Consider the following 16,593-nt stretch of genomic DNA (forward strand, 5'->3'; position numbering starts at 1 on the left):
CTGCCGGCGCGCGGCGCGGTGGGCGGCCGCGGGGCCGCGCCCCCCGGCCGTTGTTGGGGGAGGCGAGTCGCGGGCGGTGGCCGCCCCGGCGGACGGCTCCGGCGGACGGCTCCGGGGAGGCAGGCGAGGGCCCCGGGGCCCTTCCTATACTGGGCGCATGTCTCCCCGTGCGTACCGCTCGACCGTGCGTGAACAGGCGGCCGCGGCGACGCGGACGGCGATTCTGGACACGGCGGAGGCGCTGTTCGCGGAGCACGGCTACGCCCGGGTCACCGTGAAGCGCGTGGCCGAGGCGGCGGAGGTCGCCCAGGGGACGGTCTACGCGGCCTTCGGCAGCAAGCCCGCCCTGGTCGCCGCGCTGACCCAGCGCGCCGCCGGGGACGCCGGCATCGGCGAGGCCCTCGCCGCGGTCGAACGGGCCACGACCGGCGAGGAGGTGGTGCGCCTCGTGGTGCGTCAGACCCGCGACCTGGGACAGCGGCACAACCGGAGCATGACCGTCCTGTTCGAAGCCGCCGCGGTGGACCAGGACATCGCCGAACTGCTCCGCCGGACGGAGGAACTGCGGCGGGAGCGCTACGGCCGGGTGGCGCTCCGTCTGGAAACGCTCGGAGCCCTGCGGCCCGGAGTCACCGTGAGCGATGCCGTCCAGGTCCTGGAGTACTTCGTGACACCGCAGTCCTGGCACCGGACGCGTCAGCTCGGCTGGGACTGGGAGCGTGCGGAGGTGTTCCTCGTCGGCGCGGTCGATGCCGCGCTGTTGACGTAGGGAAGCCAAGGGGAACCAAGGGAAGCCAAGGGAAGCCATTCGCGCCGCGCCAAGTGCGGCTGTATTCAATGGAGTTCTACTTCAGTCATTTAGACTCGCCGTCATGCGTATCCTTTTCTCCAGCACCCCGGGCTACGGGCACCTCCTCCCGCAGCTGCCCCTCGCCCGCGCGTTCCGCGACCGCGGTGACGCGGTCGCCGTACTCACCTCCGAGTCCTTCAGGCCGCTGCTCGCCGCCGAGGACATCCCTCTGTTCGCCGTCGGCCCCGAGGCGCCCGAGATACTGGCGGAGGCGGCCCGCCGCTCCGGTGCGAGCGCGGCCACGGAACCCACTCCGGCGGCCACGGCCGAGTTCTTCGCCGGCACGCGCGTCGACCTCACCGCGGACGCGGCACTCGACGCGGGGCGGGAGTTCCGGCCCGACCTGGTCGTCGGCGAGGCGGCGGACTACGTGGGGCCGCTCGTCGCCGCCGCGCTGGAGGTGCCGTTCGCCAAGGTGGCGTTCGGCCCCCAGTTGCCCGCCGAGTTCACCGATGTCTTCGACTCGGTCGTCGAGAGCCGCCACAAGGAGCGCGGCCTGACGGTGCCTCCGCCCGCCTGGTATCTCGACCCGTGCCCCGAAGTGCTCCAGGGGCCCGGCTGGGTGCCGCCGCAGGGGCACCTTCCGCTGCGGCCCGAGGCCCACCAGGGCCCCGGCGCATCCGGCACGGCGCCCGCCCCCGCGACGCCGCCGGCCGACGGAGCGCGCCCCAGGGTGCTGCTCTCCTTCGGCACCCACTTCGCCGAGCCGGCCGTTCTGCGGCCGGTCATCGACGCCCTCACGCCGACGGCCGACGTCGTCGTCACCCTCGGGCTGACCGCCACCGCCGCCGACTACGGTGACGGCCTCGACCGGGTCGACTTCGTCGGCTTCACCCCCTTCGACGAACTGCTCGACGGCGTCGATCTGGTCGTCACCCACGGCGGGGCCGGTACGGTGCTCGGTACCCTCTCCCACGGCCTGCCCATGGTCGTCGTACCGCAGGGAGCCGACCAGTTCCTCAACGCCGCCGCCGTCGCGGGCGCGCGCGCCGGAGTCGCCGTGCTGCCGCCGGCCGGACCCGAGGCCGTGGCGGAGGCGATGACCGAGGTGCTCGGCCGTTCCGAGTACCGGGACAACGCCGGCCGCGCCGCCGGGCAGATCGCCGCGATGGCTTCGCCGTCCGAGGTCGCGGAGCGGCTCGCCGCGGCCCTCGGCTGATCCGTCCCCGCCGGCGCGCGGCGCCGTACGGCCTGTATGGCCAATACGGCGCCACGCGCCCTGGAACGGGCGGGGTCGACCGTTAACTTCGGGGAAATTCCCGGCGGTTGTTCTTGACGTGTCCACGTCTACGCGCGTCATCATGGAGCATGCGAATTCCCCCACGTATCGCCACCCTTGGTGGCCTCGCCGCACTGGTCTCGACTCTGCTCGTCGGTGGAGTCACCGCTACCGCCAACGCCGCCCCCACAGCGGTCGGCAGCATCTGCTACTCCAAGCTGTCGTCCCAGGCCCACGACACGCTCGACCTGATCGACGCCGGCGGACCGTACCCGTACTCCCAGGACGGCGGTGTCTTCCAGAACCGGGAAGGCATCCTGCCGAGCCAGTCCAACGGCTACTACCACGAGTACACCGTCATCACGCCGGGCTCCTCGAACCGCGGCGCGCGCCGCATCGTCACCGGCAGCAAGGCCAGTGAGGACTACTACACGGCCGACCACTACGCGTCGTTCTCGCTCGTCAAGTACTCCTGCTGATCCCCACCCCGGAAGGTAACCTCCGTCCCATGACGGTGACATATGTGATCGACGGGGCGGAGGTCACCGGCCTCGACCGCTTCTGGCAGGTGATCGGCGCCGCCGTGAACGGGCCCGACGGCTACTTCGGGGGCAACCTCGACTCGCTCGCGGACTGTCTGCACGGCGGCTACGGAACGCCGGACGACGGCGACTTCGTCATCGAATGGCGCCGGCACGAGCTCTCGCGCCGGGCGCTCGGCCAGGAGGAGACGGTGCGGACGCTCCAGCGGCGGCTGGAGCGCACGCACCCCGACAACCGGCCCGCCGCGCGGGCCCGTCTGGAGGACGCGCTCGCGGGCCGGGGGCCGACCGTCTTCGACGAACTGGTCCAGCTCATCGAGGAAGAGGCCCCCGGAACGCTGCGGCTCCGCTGACCCGGCCGCGCCGGACGAGTGGCGTACGGGCCGTCAGCGGCGGCGCGGGAGGGTGCACTCCAGGCGCCGCCGCTCCGGGCCCTTCGGCAGGTACGCCACGGCCTCCACCGCCGTTCTGCGCGGCCGCCCCTCCGGATCCTCGTCCAGCAGGATCCGCTCCAGCGCGGCCACCGCCCGCGGATCGCGGCGCACGGCCAGCCCCCACGCCGCGCGCGCCGCCGTCCCCGCGTCCGGCTCGTTCAGCCGGGCCGCCAGCGCCTCCCGGATCTCGTACGTGTCCGCCTCCAGCGCCGCCAGAGCCATCACCGCGCGGTCCCTGACCGCCGCGTCCTCGTCCTGGCTCAGCCGCACCATCGCCTGTACGCCGTCGTGGTGGTCCGCCGGTACGGGCCCGGCCGCCGGTACGAGCCCGGTCAGCGCGACGGCGACCCGGCGCCGTACCCCCGCGTCCGGGTGCGCCGTATGGCGCAGGATCTCCGGCAGCGCAGAGGGATCGCCGTGCTGGCCGAGCGCCACGACGACCGAGCTGATCAGCTCCGGCTCCACCGCCTGCCGGGACAGCCCGCGCAGCAGGGGCACCGCGCGCGCCGTGTACGGGCTGCCGCCGTCGGCCGCTTCCGCGCCCGCACCGGTGCCCTGCGGCCCCGCGCCGCCGGTCGCGCCCAGGCGGGCCAGCACATCGGCGGCGAACGCCTGCCGCAGCGGTTCGTCGCTCGCGCACCACGCGGCGCAGGTCGCGAACGTCTCCTCGTCGCCGCGCCGCCACAGCGCGGCCACCGCCTCGGTCCAGTCGTCCCGCTCCGGGTCCCCGCAGCCCAGCGCGCGGCCGGCCAGCTCCTCGTACGGTGTCGCGATCCCCAGCTCCGCCTCCAGCAGCGTGGCGACGGCCGCGTGGCCCGTCTGCTGCTCACGGCCGGCCCCGCCCCCGTCCCTGAGCAGTTCGACGATGACCGTCTCGGAACCGTCCGCCCGGATCCGGCGCACCACCGTCTCGTACCCCTCCGCCTCGTCCCCGTCGCCGAAGGCGCTCAAAAGGCCCTTCAGCAGTTCCTGTTCGACGTCGAGCGCCATCCAGCGCCGGGCCTCGGCGAGCGCCGCCCCGCGCGTGCCGGAGTCCGCGCCGGGATACGCGCCCGCGCGCGACGTGTTGTACACGGAGCCGCTGTCGCGCGCGCCCGCGCCGTACCGCAGCAGGACGCGAACGGCCGCCGTCGAGCCGCGCCGGGCCGCCAGCACCAGCGGCGCCTCTCCGCCGGGGCCCGGCAGATCCGGGTCCGCGCCGTACTCCAGGAGGGTCTCCGCCGTGTCCGCGAAGCCCTGCACCACCGCCCAGACGATCGCCGTGTAGTCGAACGCCTCCCGGCCGTCCGGCGCCGCCCCGGCCGCGAGCAGCGCCCGGACGACCTCGGTGTGGCCGCCGCAGGCCGCCGCGCACAGCGGCAGGTCCCAGCCCTCGGGGCCGCTCGCCCGCTGCGGATCGGCGCCGGCCGCGAGCAGCAGCCGTACCATCCCCGGCTCGTCGCTGACCGCCGCGCGGTACAGAACCGTTTCCCCGTCCGTGCCGGTCGCCTCGGCGGACACGCCCGCCCTGAGCAGCCGTACGACGGCGTCGTCCTTGCCGCCGATCACCGCCTCGAACAGGTCGGTGACACCCGCTGCCGCCTCTTTCGTCATGCTTCGACCCTACGTTTCCCGGGGCGGCCGCGTTGCGCCGTGGTGCTCGGAGGCGCTCCGCGGAGCCGGTTCAGGTGTCGCAGTGCTGGACGGTCCCGCACAGTCCGCACCGCGCCCGCACCCGTCCGCGTACGGGTACCCGGATCCGCTGGAGGCACGTCGGGCAGGGGAACGAGACGCGCAGCCCGTCCGGGCGGCTCTCGAACGCGTACGGCGACGCCGGGTCCGGGGCCGCGCCCGGGTGGTCGAGCGCGTAGCGGCGGTCCTTGGCGTAGCGGTGCCGGCCCGCCCAGCCGGCCGTGGTCAGCGGCGGCTGCTGCTCGTCGCGCTGCGCCTGCGCCCTGCCTTTCGTATACGACGTGTAGGCCTGCGGGCTGGTGAACCAGATCCGCGGATCCTCGTCGAAGACCTCCGCGCGCTTGGCGAGGACGTAGCCGAACTCCTCGGGGGTGAGGTAGCCGAGCTTCTGGCTGGAGTCGCGGTCCTCGCGGTACGCGTCGAGCAGCAGCCAGCCCGCGCCCAGGTAGGTGGTGGCCGTGTCGGTCAGGATCTCGTTGTCCCGGGTGCCGGGGAAGCTCAGCCCGAGCCGGTGCAGCAGGACATGGGTGATCTCGTGGGCGAGCGCGGCGCCGATGTCCCTGCGGTGCGTACGGAAGCGGTCGTTCAGTTCGACGAAGTACTCGGGGCCCGCGGTCAGCTCCACGTTCGCCGCGTGTGTCATCTCCCGGAAACTCACGATCACGCGCGCGTCGGGCAGCCGGAGCTGCTGCACGAGGGCGTGCGCGACCCGCTGGGTGCCCAGGTGGAGGTCGTCGAGATCGGAGAAGGCGACATCGGCGGGCGCCACGCTGGTGGCGTACGCCCGGACCCCGTCGGCCGAGAGCCGGTGGTAGAGCGCGGTGATCGCGGCCCGCGCCGTGTCGAGATGCGGATATCCGTGGACGACCTCGCCGCCGTCTCTCACGTCCCTGCCCCCTCCGCCTGCCCCCGTGACCGGCTCGCGGGGCGGTCCGGCCCGCACCCGTCAACTGTACGGCGGTGTACGGACGGGGCGTGGGAGCGCGCCGCCGGAGTGTGCCCGGAGTGCGGCGCGGAGTGTGCCTGGGGCGCGGCCCGGAGTGTGCTCCGGAGTGCGGCAGCTGTTGTCCGGTCAGCGGGCGTTGGCCGACAAATGATCTCCCCCTATGGCCGAAACGGGGTTCTTGTGGCACGGCGTATTCGCTCCGCATAATCCGGATCACGCTTTCTTGTCGGGCTCATGTCAGTGCAACGCGTCGCGGTGCGGCACGGCGCAGGCCGGCACGGTGCATGCCACCGCGCCGTACCGCACCGTGCCCGTGACACACCGTGACGCAACGCGCGTCGACCCGGGCCCGGTGCACTGCCCCCACCGCATCCCCCACGAAAGGCAGACCGTTGAGCATTCTTGGTGCCCTGAAGAGATGCGCCGCCGTCGGCGCCGTCGCTCTCGCCGCCATCAGCCTTCAGCCGTCCTCCGCCATGGCCTCGCCGCTGCCGGCCCCGGCGCCCGTCGCCCAGGCCGCCGCGCCCCTCGCCCCGCCGGTCGTCGGCGGTACCCGCGCCGCCCAGGGTGAATTCCCCTTCATGGTCCGCCTCTCCATGGGCTGTGGCGGCTCGCTGTACTCCCCGACCGTCGTGCTGACCGCCGCGCACTGTGTGAGCGGTTCCGGCAACAATACGAGCATCACCGCCACCGCGGGTGTCGTGGACCTCCAGAGCACCAGCGCCATCAAGGTCAAGTCCACCAAGGTCCTCCAGGCCCCCGGCTACAACGGCGCGGGCAAGGACTGGGCGCTGATCAAGCTCGCCTCGCCGATCAACCTGGCGACGCTGAAGATCGCCACCACCACGCAGTACAACACCGGCAACTTCACCGTCGCCGGCTGGGGCGCGGCCACCGAGGGCGGCGCCCAGCAGCGCTACCTGCTCAAGGCCACCGTGCCGTTCGTCTCCGACGCGAGCTGCAACGCCTCCTACGGCGGCGACATCATAGCCAACGAGGAGATCTGCGCCGGTTACGCGAGCGGCGGCACCGACACCTGCCAGGGTGACTCGGGCGGCCCGATGTTCCGTACGGACAACTCCGGCGCCTACGTCCAGGTCGGCATCGTGAGCTGGGGCAACGGCTGCGCCCGGCCCGGCTACCCCGGCGTCTACACCGAGGTCTCGACCTTCGCCTCCCAGATCGCCTCGGCCGCCGCGACCCTGTAGCGGCGCCGCGCACGCAGTGACCTGAGGGGGTGTGTGCCGGACCCGCGGGGGCCGCGCACCCCCCCCCCCCCACGGCGCGCAGCCGCGGGGGGGGGCGGGGGCGCCCCCCCCCCCCCACTCCGCCCCCCCTACCCCCGCGCCCCCCGCTACCCTGTCGCGGCGCGCCCCCCCCCGGCACGGGTGGGGGTGTTGGCCGCCCGGGCGGGTCCGGCACACACCCCCTCGTCCGTGCGTCTCAGGCGAGGTGGACGCGGGGCTCGCCCGCGCCGTCCAGCTCCAGCACCCACACCTCGTTGGCGCCCTCGCGCAGCACGGGGCCCGGGACGTACAGCGACTCCTGCGGCCCGGCGGACCAGTAGCGGCCCAGGCAGAAACCGTTCACCCAGACGAAGCCCCGGGTCCACGACGGCAGCGTCAGCCTCGCGTCACCCGCCCCGGTCACCGTGAACGCGGCCCGGTACAGCCCGCGTTCCGACGGCTCCGGCGGCACCGTCCCGTACGGGATCCGCGCCACCGCCTCCGCGTCGTCGAACGCGTCGAGCCGCAGCCCCCGCGCCCGCACCCCGTGCAGCTGCTGCCGCTCGTGCAGCACCCCGCCCGTGATGCCCTTCGGCTCACCCAGCCGCGGCCCGTAGTTGACCCGGGCCAGCGACTCCACCCAGATCTCGACCGAGGCCGGCCCGGCCACCGGCTCCAGCAGGGCCGGCGCCCCGTCGCTCAGGGGGTCCGCCTGGGCCCGTACGCCGTCCACGTACACCACGGCCAGATCCCGCAGCCCGGCCAGCGTGAGCCGCTGCGGCGCCCGCGGGCCCGGGACGTCCACGCGGTAGCGGACCAGGCCCCGGTCCACGTCCAGCTCCTCGAAGGTGGGCGGCAGCGCCGACTCGGCCTCGGGACCGCCGAGCGCCTCCATGACCGCGTCCAGCGGCGCCCACCCCGTGAACTCCGCCGTCACGGGCGCGCCCAGCACCGGCGGCGCCTGCGGGATCTCCGGCAGCGGGCCCTCCTGGTACTCCGCGAACACCTCACGGAACAGCCGGAACTTCTCCGTCGGCCGCCCCGCCTCGTCGATCGGCGCGTCGTAGTCGTACGACGTCACATCGGGCTCCAGCGCCCCGTCGTTCAGCTCCCCGGCCCGGTTGGCCCCCGCCCACCCCGCGAAGCTCGTCCCGCCGTGCGCCATGTACACATTGACGGAGGCGCCGGCCTCCAGGATCTCCCGCAGCGCGCCCGCCGCCTCGGCCGGCTCCCGTACGGCCGGCTTCCCGCCCCAGTACTCGAACCAGCCGCACCAGAACTCCATGCACATCAGCGGGCCTTCGGGACGGTAGCGGCGCAGCGCCCCGAAGGCTCCGGCCGCGTCCTTGTCGAAGTTGACGGTCGCGAGCACCCCCGGGACCAGGCCACCCGTCAACATGTGTTCCTCCGGCCCGTCCGAGGTGAACAGCGGCACCGTGATCCCGCACGCCCGCGTCAGCTCCGTCAGCCGCGCCAGATAGACCTGGTCGGTGCCGTAACTCCCGTACTCGTTCTCCACCTGCACCATGATCACCGGACCGCCCCGGCCGAACTCCCGCGCCGCGACCCGCGGCAGCAGCTCCCCGTACCAGCGCTCCACCGCGCCCAGGAACTCCGCGTCCCTGGTCCGCACCCGCGCGCCCAGCGGCCCCGTCAGCCAGTGCGGCAGCCCGCCGTTCTCCCACTCCGCGCAGATGTACGGGCCCGGCCGGACGATCGCCCACAGCCCGGCGGCGTGCGCCGCGTCCAGGAACCGGCCGAGCGCGTCGGCGTCGTGGAACCGGCCGGGTTCCGGCTCATGGAGATTCCACGGGACGTACGTCTCCACACAGTTGAGGCCCATCGCGCGCAGCATCCCCAGCCGGTGCGCCCAGTGCTCCTCATGGACCCGGAAGTAGTGCAGCGCGCCGGAGAGCAGCCGCACCGGACGGCCGTCCACCTCGAAGTGCTCTTTCCCCACCGTGAATCCGGTCGTCATCGGCTCAGCCACCGTCCCTCTGGTCGTCCGTCGCCGTCCTCGGCCTTTCCGTGCCGCAACCACCTTGTCCCGGTGGCGGACGGACGGTCCATGGACAAAGATCGCCACTGGTTGGACGGAACGGCGCGGGGGAGAGGGGAGGGGAGCCGGGATGACGTACCACACGTGGATGCGCTTCTTCAGCCCCGGCCCGGTCCACCACGGGCTCGGGCTCGTCTGCCTCGGCGTCGGACTCCAGCGGGGCAGCCTCCCCGTCGTCGGCCCCCGCACCCTCGACCACCACGTCGCCGTCGTCATCAGCACCGGCAGCGGCTGGTTCCGCGGCGCCGACGGACGCCGCACCCCGGTCACCGCGCCCGCGCTGCTCTGGCTCACGCCCGGCGTCGCGCACCACTACGGGCCCGACCGGCCGGGCGGCTGGGACGAGAGCTTCGTCGACTTCGCCGGGCCCGCCACCGCCACGTACACCGAACTCGGCTACATCGAACCGGACCGGCCCGTCGTCCCCCTCTCCGACGCGTCCGGCGCGCGCGCCGCCGTCGCCCGGATCGCCCGCGCCGCCCGCCACGGCAACCCCCTGCTCGAAGTCGAGACCGGCGCCGCCGTCCACGAACTGCTCGTCGCCCTGCGCCGCGCCCGCGCCGACACCGACGCCGAGGGCGACCCCGTACTCCAGGCGCTCGCCCGCGACGCCTGCCGGCCGCTCACCGTCGCCGAGCACGCCGCCCGCCACGGCATGACCCCGGCGGCCCTGCGCGCGGCCGTACGCCGGGCCTCCGGACGCAGCCCCAAGGACTACCTGCTGGGGATCCGCCTCGGCCACGCCAAGGAACTCCTGGTCGCCACCGAACTGCCCGTCGCCGCCGTCGCCCGCCGGGTCGGGTACGACGACCCCGCCTACTTCTCCCGGCTGTTCACCCGCCGCGTCGGCCTGGCGCCCGTACGCTTCCGGGCGCAGCAGAGCCGTACGGTGCCGGGCGCGGCGGACGGGATCCCGCATGCTGACCACCCCGGAGGCCCCGCGCCCCGCTCCGTCTAAGCTGCCGGACCATGACCACGAGCGACCCCGGCACCACCACCGGCAACGGCAGCGGCGGCGGTAGCGCCGTCGACCCGGCGGTGCAGGCCGAACTGACCCGGCTCCGCGAGAGCATCGACAACATCGACGCCGCCGTCGTCCACATGCTCGCCGAGCGCTTCAAATGCACCCAGCAGGTAGGCCACCTCAAAGCCGGACACCAGCTCCCCCCGGCCGACCCGGCCCGCGAGGCCCGCCAGATCACCCGGCTCCGCCAGCTCGCCGAGAACGCCCGTCTCGACCCCGCCTTCGCCGAGAAACTCCTCAACTTCATCATCGCCGAGGTGATCCGCCACCACGAGACGATCGCCGGCGAGAACCGCGCCGACCACCCCTGAGACAGGGCCGATCCAGTGGGGGAGCCGTGCGCTCAGAGCGCAAAGAACCATGCTGCGCGGCCCCCGGCCCATCGGGCAGCATGGCTCCATGCCCGTACTGACGCGCGACGAAGCGCAGACCCGAGCCCGGCTCCTCGATGTCCAGCGGTACACGATCACCCTCGATCTGACCACCGGCGAGGAAACCTTCGACTCCAGCACCGTCATACAGTTCACGGCCCGGGCGGCCGGAGACACCTTCGTCGAGCTGAAGCCGGCCACCCTGCGCACCGTCACCCTCGACGGCGTGGGCCTGGATCCCGCCGCGCTCGACGGGAACCGGCTCGCGCTCGCCGGGCTCACCCCCGGCGCGCACGAGCTGCGCGTCGACGCCGCGATGCGGTACTCCCGTACCGGCGAGGGCATGCACCGCTTCACCGACCCCACCGACGGCGAGACGTACGTCTACACCCAGCTCTTCATGGAGGACGTCCAGCGCGTCTTCGCCGCCTTCGACCAGCCCGACCTGAAGGCCGTCTTCGAGCTGACCGTCACCGCGCCCGACCGGTGGACCGTCCTCGGCAACGGGATCGCCGAGCGGACCGCCGCCGGAGCGGACGGCGCGGGCCGCTGGAGCCTCGCCCCCACGCCCCGGATCTCCACCTACCTCGTCGCCGTCGCCGCGGGCCCCTGGCACACCGTCCGCACCGAACACGCCGGCCTCCCCTTCGGCATCCACTGCCGCCGCTCCCTCGCCCCCCACCTCGACACCGACGCCGACGAGATCTTCGAGATCACCCGCGCCTGCTACGACCGCTACCACGAGAAGTTCGAGGAGCCGTACCCCTTCGACTCCTACGACCAGGCGTTCGTCCCCGAGTTCAACGCGGGCGCCATGGAGAACCCCGGCCTCGTCACCTTCCGCGACGAATTCGTCTACCGCTCCGCCGTCACCGACAACGAGCGGCAGACCCGCGCCATGGTCATCGCCCACGAGATGGCCCACATGTGGTTCGGCGACCTCGTCACCCTCACCTGGTGGGACGACATCTGGCTCAACGAGTCCTTCGCCGAGTACATGGGCTACCAGACCCTCACCGAAGCCACCCGCTTCCGGGAGACCTGGGTCGACTTCGGGATCTGGCGCAAGGGCTGGGGGTACGACGCCGACCAGCGCCCCTCCACCCACCCCGTCGCCCCGGACCCCGACGCCGTCCCCGACACCGCCTCCGCGCTCCTCAACTTCGACGGCATCTCCTACGCCAAGGGCGCCTCCGCGCTCCGCCAGCTCGTCGCCTGGCTCGGCGAGAAGGACTTCCTCGCCGGCATCAACACCCACTTCGCCCGCCACAAGTTCGGCAACGCCACCCTCGCCGACTTCATCGACTCCCTCGCCCACGCCACCGACCGCGACGTCCACGCCTGGGCCGAGCAGTGGCTCCGTACCACCGGCGTCGACACCCTCACCCCCCGGATCACCGACCACACCACCCGGTGGAGCCTCGACGTCGTCCGGGACGGCAGCCGGCCCCACCGCGTCACCGTCGGCACGTACGACACCGCGCCCGACAACGGCGCCGACGCCGGACCCGCCCGCCTCGTCGCCCGCGAACGCTTCGAACTCGACGTGCCCCTCACCGGCCCCGTCACCCTCCCCGGCCGCAGGCCCGCCCTCGTCCTCCTCAACGACGGCGACTACACCTACGCCAAGATCCGCCTCGACGCGCCCTCCTGGGACACCGCCCTGCGCACCCTCTCCGGCGTCCCCGAACCCCTCACCCGCACGGTCCTGTGGAACGCCGCCCGCGACATGGTCCGCGACGGGGAACTCGCCCCCGCCGCCTACCTCGACGCCGCCCGCACCCACCTGCCGCACGAGACCGACGTCGCCCTCGCCGAAGGCGTCCTCGCCTTCGCCGCCACGCAGATCGCCGACCGCTATCTCGCCCCCGAGGACCGGCCCGCCGCGCTCGCCACCCTCACCGCCCTCTGCCGCGACCTCATCCGCCGCACCGAGGACGGCAACCACCCGGGGCTGCGCCTCACCGCCGTACGCCACTTCATCGACGCCGCCACCCAGCCCGACCCCCTCCAGGACTGGCTCGACTCCGGCAGCGTCCCCGGCGGCCCCGAACTCGACCCCGAACTGCGCTGGCGCGTCCTCACCCGCCTCGCCGTCCTCGGCGCGCTCGACACCGCCACCATCGACGCCGAACTCGACCGCGACCCCAGCGCCACCGGCCAGGAGGGCGCCGCCCGGTGCCGCGCCGCCCTGCCCGACCCGGCGGCCAAGGCCCGCGCCTGGGCGCTGCTCTTCGACACCGACGAGCTCTCCAACTACCTCTTCACCGCCACCGCGAAGGGCTTCTGGCAACCCGAACAGAGCGACCTCGTACGGGAGTACGTGCCCCTGTTCTACCCGCGGGCCATCGCCCTCGCCGACCGCAGGGGCCCGGCCATCGCCGACGCCGCCGGCCGCTACGCCTTCCCCGCGTACGCCGTCGACGAGGAGGCGCTCCGCCTCGGTCAGGACTGCCTGGACGGTACGGAGATGATCCCCTCCCTGCGGCGCAGGCTGACCGACCAGCTCGACGACCTGGGCCGCACGCTGCGGGTCCGTACGGCCTGAGGACCGGTGGGATCCGTTCCCTCCGGCAGAGGGGGCGGATCCCGGAGTGTTTTTCAGCCTTTTCGGCAACAGGCGCCGGATCCCCGATACCCCTGACAGCGTCGCCTCGTTGTGCCTACCAGAGACCACTACTCGTGGAAGGCAGCACACGCCGATGACCGCCCATTTCACCGACCTCGCCCACCCCCACGACCTGGTGGGCATCGGCATCGGCCCGTTCAACCTCTCCCTCGCCGCGCTCGCCGACCGCATTCCGCCACGGGACGGCGCCCCGGGGGCGGGGAGCGCACCGGGACCAGGCGGCGTTCCGGGGGCGGGAGGCGCCCCGGCCCCGCTCAGCACCGCCTTCTTCGACCAGAGCCCCGCCTTCCACTGGCACCCCGGCCTGCTCCTCGACGGCGCCACCCTCCAAGTCCCCTTCCTCGCCGACCTGGTGACCCTCGCCGACCCGGCCAGTCCCTGGTCCTTCCTCAACTACCTCAAGGACCGCGACCGCCTCTTCCCCTTCTATTTCGCCGAGCGCTTCCACATCCAGCGCGCCGAGTACGACGCCTACTGCCGCTGGGTCAGCGAACGGCTTCCCGGACTCCACTTCGGCCACCAGGTCGACGCCGTCCGCTGGAACGGCGAACGCGACGTGTTCGAGGTCGACTTCACCCAGCTCGACGCCGACGGCGAGGCCGAGGCCCTCGGCCGCGTCCACACCCGCCACATCGCCCTCGGCATCGGCACCGAGCCGTACGTCCCCGACCCGCTCAGGCCGCTCGCCGAGGCGCCCACCGTCCCCGTCATCCACTCCGCCGACTACCTCGACCACCGGGACCGGCTCCTCGCCGCGGGACACATCACCGTCATCGGCTCGGGACAGTCCGGTGCCGAGGTCTTCCTCGACCTGCTGCGCGCCCGCCCCGCCGGGGCCGAGCGGATCCACTGGCTGGCCCGTACCGAGGCCTTCGCGCCCATGGAGTACTCGAAGCTCGGCCTCGAACAGTTCACCCCCGACTACACCCGCTACTTCCACGCGCTGCCCGAACGCGCCCGCGACGACCTGCTCCCCAGCCAGTGGCAGCTCCACAAGGGCATCGGCCCCGAGACCATCGCCGCCATCCACGACGAGCTGTACCGCCGCACCCTCCACGGGGGCTGGCCCGACGCCGTCCTCACCCCCGGCGTCCATGTCCGTACGGCAGGCCGTGTCAGCACCACCAGGATCGAACTCCACCTCGAACACCGCAGGCAGGCCACCCGCTCCCGGCTCACCACCGACGCCGTCGTCCTCGCCACCGGCTACCGGGAGCGCTCGCTCGACCGGATCCTCGCCGGGCTCGACCCGTACATGTGCCGGGACGCCTCGGGACGCCCCCGCGTCGACGCCCACCACCGGCTCGTTCTCGACCCGGGCGTCAGCGGCTCCGCCTACGTACAGAACGCCGAACGGCACACCCACGGCGTCGGCGCACCCGACCTCGGCCTCGCCGCCTGGCGCAGCGCGACCATCCTCAACCACCTCGTCGGCGGCCGCACCGGGACCGAGCCCTACACCCTGCCCCGGCGCACCGCCTTCACCACCTTCGGACTCGACGGCCGGGACCGGACCCACACGGTGCCCGCCCCGAGGGGCCTGGTCCCGCTCACCGAAGTCCGCTGAACCCGTAGGAGCGGCCCGTGGCTCAGAAGGCGGCTCAGAAGACCGGCGTACCGTCCCGCGTCAGCTTCCAGTCCACCGACGCGAACACCGCCGGATCGACCGTGCCCGTCTCCTTCACCCAGCCGATGATCGTGTTACGGATCTCGTCCGAATTCGACCAGAGCTGCTGCGCCCCCGGCACATGCGGGAAGTTGCCGCCCCCGCTCGCCCGGTAGTTGTTCACCGCCAGCACGAACTTCGCCGCCGGGTCCAGCGGCTGCCCCCCGAACCGCGGATCCACGATGCGCGAACCCGCGGGCTTCGCGATGTCGATCTCGTACGTCAGCCCCGACACCACGTCGTAGTTGTAGTCCGGCGTACCGCCCGCGTTCGTCAGCTTCGCCGTGTCCACCGGCGCGCCCGCCGCCGTCTGCACGTAGTACTTCGCCGAGTACTCCAGGTACGCCAGAATCTGCGCCCCCGTCACCAGGCGCGCCTCCAGCGTGTTCTCGAACGGGTAGAGCCCCGCCGCGTCCCGGATCGTCACCTCGCCGGCCGGGATCCCCGCCGTACGCGAGAAGCACGAGGCCTGCGACAGCACCGGCAGCGCCGCCCACTCGCCGCCCGCCAGCGCCGCCTTCACCGTCTCCGTCTGGACGTGGTTGATCAGGTCGATGATCGGCTCGTCCCGCCACGGCGCGTCCGCCGTGGACATCGCCGCCGTCGACGTACCGATCACCTGGTTGACGTACGCGACGACCTTGCGGTGCTCGTCCGCCAGCAGCCCCGTGATCTTCTTGTCCTCCGCGACCGTGTTCGAGTTGAGGACCTTCGAGGAGACCTTCTCGACCGTCCAGCCGCCCCGGTCCCACACCACCTCGATGTCGAAGAGCGTCAGCCGCTGACCCCACTTGAGCGGCTCGGACAGCACCACGTCCTTGCCGGTCTTCTCGTTGACCACCCGGCGCTCCGGGATCTCCACATGCGCGTGGCCGACCAGGATCGCGTCGATGCCCGGCACCCGCTCGGCCACCAGGCCCGCCGCGTTCTCCACGTACGGAAGCTGGTCACCCCACGACGACGAACCGTCCGACCCCGAGTGCGCCGACACGATCACCACGTCCGCGCCCATCGACCGCAGCTTCGGCACCCACTTCGCCGCCTGCTCCTCCAGCCCCGGGAACGTCATCTTCCCCTGGACGTTCGCCTTGTCCCAGATCGCGATGCCGGGGTTGGTCAGCCCGAGAATCGCCACCCGTACGTCCCGGCCCTGCGGCGTCCGCAGCTTCTTGATGACATACGGCGCGAATGCCGGCTTCAGGGTCTTCGCGTCCAGCGCGTTCGCGCCGAGCAGCGGAAAACGCACCTGCTCCTCGAACTTCCGCAGCACCGGAATGCCGTAGTTGAACTCGTGGTTGCCGAGCGCCGCCGCGTCGTAGCCGATCGCGTTCATCGCCTGCGCCACCGGATGCACCGGACCGCGCTTCGCGGTGATCGGGTCGACCTTCGCGTAGTAGTACGCGAGCTGGGTGCCCTGAATGGTGTCACCCGCGTCGATCAGCAGCGTGTTCTGCCGGCCCTTCTCCTTGCGGACCTGCTCGACCAGCGTCGAGATCTTCGCCAGGCCGACATCGTTGTGCGCGGCGTCGTCGAACTCCTTGTCCGTGAAGTAGTCCCAGTTGAAGACGTTCCCGTGCAGGTCGGTCGTCCCCATCACCGTGAACGCGTACCGCTTCTGCGGACGTCCAGGAGCGGAACCCTGACCAGGTCCGGCGGCCTGCGCCGGGGCCGTCCCCCCGGCGGCCAGCGCCGCACCGGCACCGGCGGCGGCCGCACTGCCCAGGAGCGTCCTACGGTTCAGCGGCATTTCTTCTTCTCCCTCGGTTCATTGCACAACCGATCCATTGCACAACGCGCGTAGATTCTGGCTCAGAACCACCCCGCGCAACACCCCCTGAGGGTTTCGATCAGATGACTGACAGAGGTCGCGCACCCGTGAGTGTCCGACCCGGATGCGAGAGTAGGCACAGCCGCAGAGACAGCCACCGCCGTACCCGCGCCGCGAGGGAGCCGCCC

The 16,593-nt window shown here is 72.8% G+C and carries 13 protein-coding genes; 9 read left to right on the forward strand and 4 right to left on the reverse strand.

Going from position 1 to position 16,593, the window contains the following annotated elements:
- Positions 1–157 precede the first annotated feature (157 nt).
- The 4 genes from ACFTZC_RS13845 (at position 158) to ACFTZC_RS13860 (ending at position 2,964) form a co-directional block, all read left to right on the forward strand.
- Positions 158–769 carry a TetR/AcrR family transcriptional regulator gene (locus tag ACFTZC_RS13845; protein WP_382889185.1) on the forward strand — a complete coding sequence of 204 codons (612 nt, stop codon included), beginning with the start codon at positions 158–160 and terminating at the stop codon, positions 767–769.
- Positions 770–872: 103 nt separating this feature from the next.
- Positions 873–2,009, forward strand: a complete 1,137-nt coding sequence (locus ACFTZC_RS13850; RefSeq protein WP_382889187.1) for a glycosyltransferase — start codon at positions 873–875, stop codon at positions 2,007–2,009.
- A gap of 149 nt (positions 2,010–2,158) precedes the next feature.
- Positions 2,159–2,548: a ribonuclease domain-containing protein gene (locus ACFTZC_RS13855; RefSeq protein ID WP_382889189.1), complete on the forward strand. Its 390-nt coding sequence runs from the start codon at positions 2,159–2,161 to the stop codon at positions 2,546–2,548.
- A 29-nt stretch (positions 2,549–2,577) separates the two neighbouring features.
- Positions 2,578–2,964 (forward strand): barstar family protein, encoded by a 387-nt coding sequence (locus ACFTZC_RS13860; RefSeq protein WP_382889191.1) that lies wholly within the window; start codon positions 2,578–2,580, stop codon positions 2,962–2,964.
- A 33-nt stretch (positions 2,965–2,997) separates the two neighbouring features.
- On the opposite strand, the gene ACFTZC_RS13865 is transcribed toward ACFTZC_RS13860, so the two are convergent.
- A complete protein-coding gene (locus tag ACFTZC_RS13865; protein ID WP_382889193.1) occupies positions 2,998–4,638 on the reverse strand; it encodes an ankyrin repeat domain-containing protein in 1,641 nt (546 codons plus the stop codon).
- A 70-nt stretch (positions 4,639–4,708) separates the two neighbouring features.
- Positions 4,709–5,602, reverse strand: a complete 894-nt coding sequence (locus tag ACFTZC_RS13870) for a hypothetical protein (protein ID WP_382889195.1) — start codon at positions 5,600–5,602, stop codon at positions 4,709–4,711.
- Positions 5,603–6,054: 452 nt separating this feature from the next.
- On the opposite strand from ACFTZC_RS13870, the gene ACFTZC_RS13875 reads away from it, so the two are divergent.
- On the forward strand, positions 6,055–6,870 hold the full coding sequence (locus tag ACFTZC_RS13875) for a serine protease (RefSeq protein WP_365808492.1): 816 nt from the start codon (positions 6,055–6,057) through the stop codon (positions 6,868–6,870).
- A 235-nt stretch (positions 6,871–7,105) separates the two neighbouring features.
- Here the strand turns inward: ACFTZC_RS13875 and ACFTZC_RS13880 are convergent, their stop codons facing one another.
- Positions 7,106–8,866 carry a beta-galactosidase family protein gene (locus tag ACFTZC_RS13880; RefSeq protein ID WP_382889197.1) on the reverse strand — a complete coding sequence of 587 codons (1,761 nt, stop codon included), beginning with the start codon at positions 8,864–8,866 and terminating at the stop codon, positions 7,106–7,108.
- Positions 8,867–9,017: 151 nt separating this feature from the next.
- On the opposite strand from ACFTZC_RS13880, the gene ACFTZC_RS13885 reads away from it, so the two are divergent.
- From ACFTZC_RS13885 to ACFTZC_RS13900, 4 genes are all read left to right on the forward strand, one after another.
- Positions 9,018–9,905 (forward strand): helix-turn-helix domain-containing protein, encoded by an 888-nt coding sequence (locus tag ACFTZC_RS13885; RefSeq protein WP_382889199.1) that lies wholly within the window; start codon positions 9,018–9,020, stop codon positions 9,903–9,905.
- An 11-nt stretch (positions 9,906–9,916) separates the two neighbouring features.
- Positions 9,917–10,282 (forward strand): chorismate mutase, encoded by a 366-nt coding sequence (locus ACFTZC_RS13890; RefSeq protein ID WP_382889201.1) that lies wholly within the window; start codon positions 9,917–9,919, stop codon positions 10,280–10,282.
- A gap of 88 nt (positions 10,283–10,370) precedes the next feature.
- Positions 10,371–12,890 carry an aminopeptidase N gene (pepN, locus tag ACFTZC_RS13895; protein ID WP_382889203.1) on the forward strand — a complete coding sequence of 840 codons (2,520 nt, stop codon included), beginning with the start codon at positions 10,371–10,373 and terminating at the stop codon, positions 12,888–12,890.
- A 154-nt stretch (positions 12,891–13,044) separates the two neighbouring features.
- On the forward strand, positions 13,045–14,538 hold the full coding sequence (locus tag ACFTZC_RS13900) for a lysine N(6)-hydroxylase/L-ornithine N(5)-oxygenase family protein (RefSeq protein ID WP_382889205.1): 1,494 nt from the start codon (positions 13,045–13,047) through the stop codon (positions 14,536–14,538).
- 34 nt (positions 14,539–14,572) lie between these two features.
- Here the strand turns inward: ACFTZC_RS13900 and ACFTZC_RS13905 are convergent, their stop codons facing one another.
- Complete coding sequence (locus tag ACFTZC_RS13905; RefSeq protein ID WP_382889207.1) at positions 14,573–16,384, reverse strand: bifunctional metallophosphatase/5'-nucleotidase; 1,812 nt, start codon at positions 16,382–16,384, stop codon at positions 14,573–14,575.
- Positions 16,385–16,593 lie beyond the last annotated feature (209 nt).

Source organism: Streptomyces sp. NPDC056987 (assembly GCF_042673865.1).
In the GTDB taxonomy this organism is placed as follows: domain Bacteria; phylum Actinomycetota; class Actinomycetes; order Streptomycetales; family Streptomycetaceae; genus Streptomyces.

Bases quoted from the DNA above. Each gene is read 5' to 3' on its own strand.
- ACFTZC_RS13855 (WP_382889189.1), top strand. From the start codon at position 2,159: ATGCGAATTCCCCCACGTATCGCCACCCTTGGTGGCCTCGCCGCACTG.
- ACFTZC_RS13845 (WP_382889185.1), top strand. From the start codon at position 158: ATGTCTCCCCGTGCGTACCGCTCGACCGTGCGTGAACAGGCGGCCGCG.
- pepN (WP_382889203.1), top strand. From the start codon at position 10,371: ATGCCCGTACTGACGCGCGACGAAGCGCAGACCCGAGCCCGGCTCCTC.
- ACFTZC_RS13900 (WP_382889205.1), top strand. From the start codon at position 13,045: ATGACCGCCCATTTCACCGACCTCGCCCACCCCCACGACCTGGTGGGC.
- ACFTZC_RS13850 (WP_382889187.1), top strand. From the start codon at position 873: ATGCGTATCCTTTTCTCCAGCACCCCGGGCTACGGGCACCTCCTCCCG.
- ACFTZC_RS13880 (WP_382889197.1), bottom strand. From the start codon at position 8,866: ATGACGACCGGATTCACGGTGGGGAAAGAGCACTTCGAGGTGGACGGC.
- ACFTZC_RS13890 (WP_382889201.1), top strand. From the start codon at position 9,917: ATGACCACGAGCGACCCCGGCACCACCACCGGCAACGGCAGCGGCGGC.
- ACFTZC_RS13865 (WP_382889193.1), bottom strand. From the start codon at position 4,638: ATGACGAAAGAGGCGGCAGCGGGTGTCACCGACCTGTTCGAGGCGGTG.
- ACFTZC_RS13860 (WP_382889191.1), top strand. From the start codon at position 2,578: ATGACGGTGACATATGTGATCGACGGGGCGGAGGTCACCGGCCTCGAC.
- ACFTZC_RS13885 (WP_382889199.1), top strand. From the start codon at position 9,018: ATGACGTACCACACGTGGATGCGCTTCTTCAGCCCCGGCCCGGTCCAC.
- ACFTZC_RS13905 (WP_382889207.1), bottom strand. From the start codon at position 16,384: ATGCCGCTGAACCGTAGGACGCTCCTGGGCAGTGCGGCCGCCGCCGGT.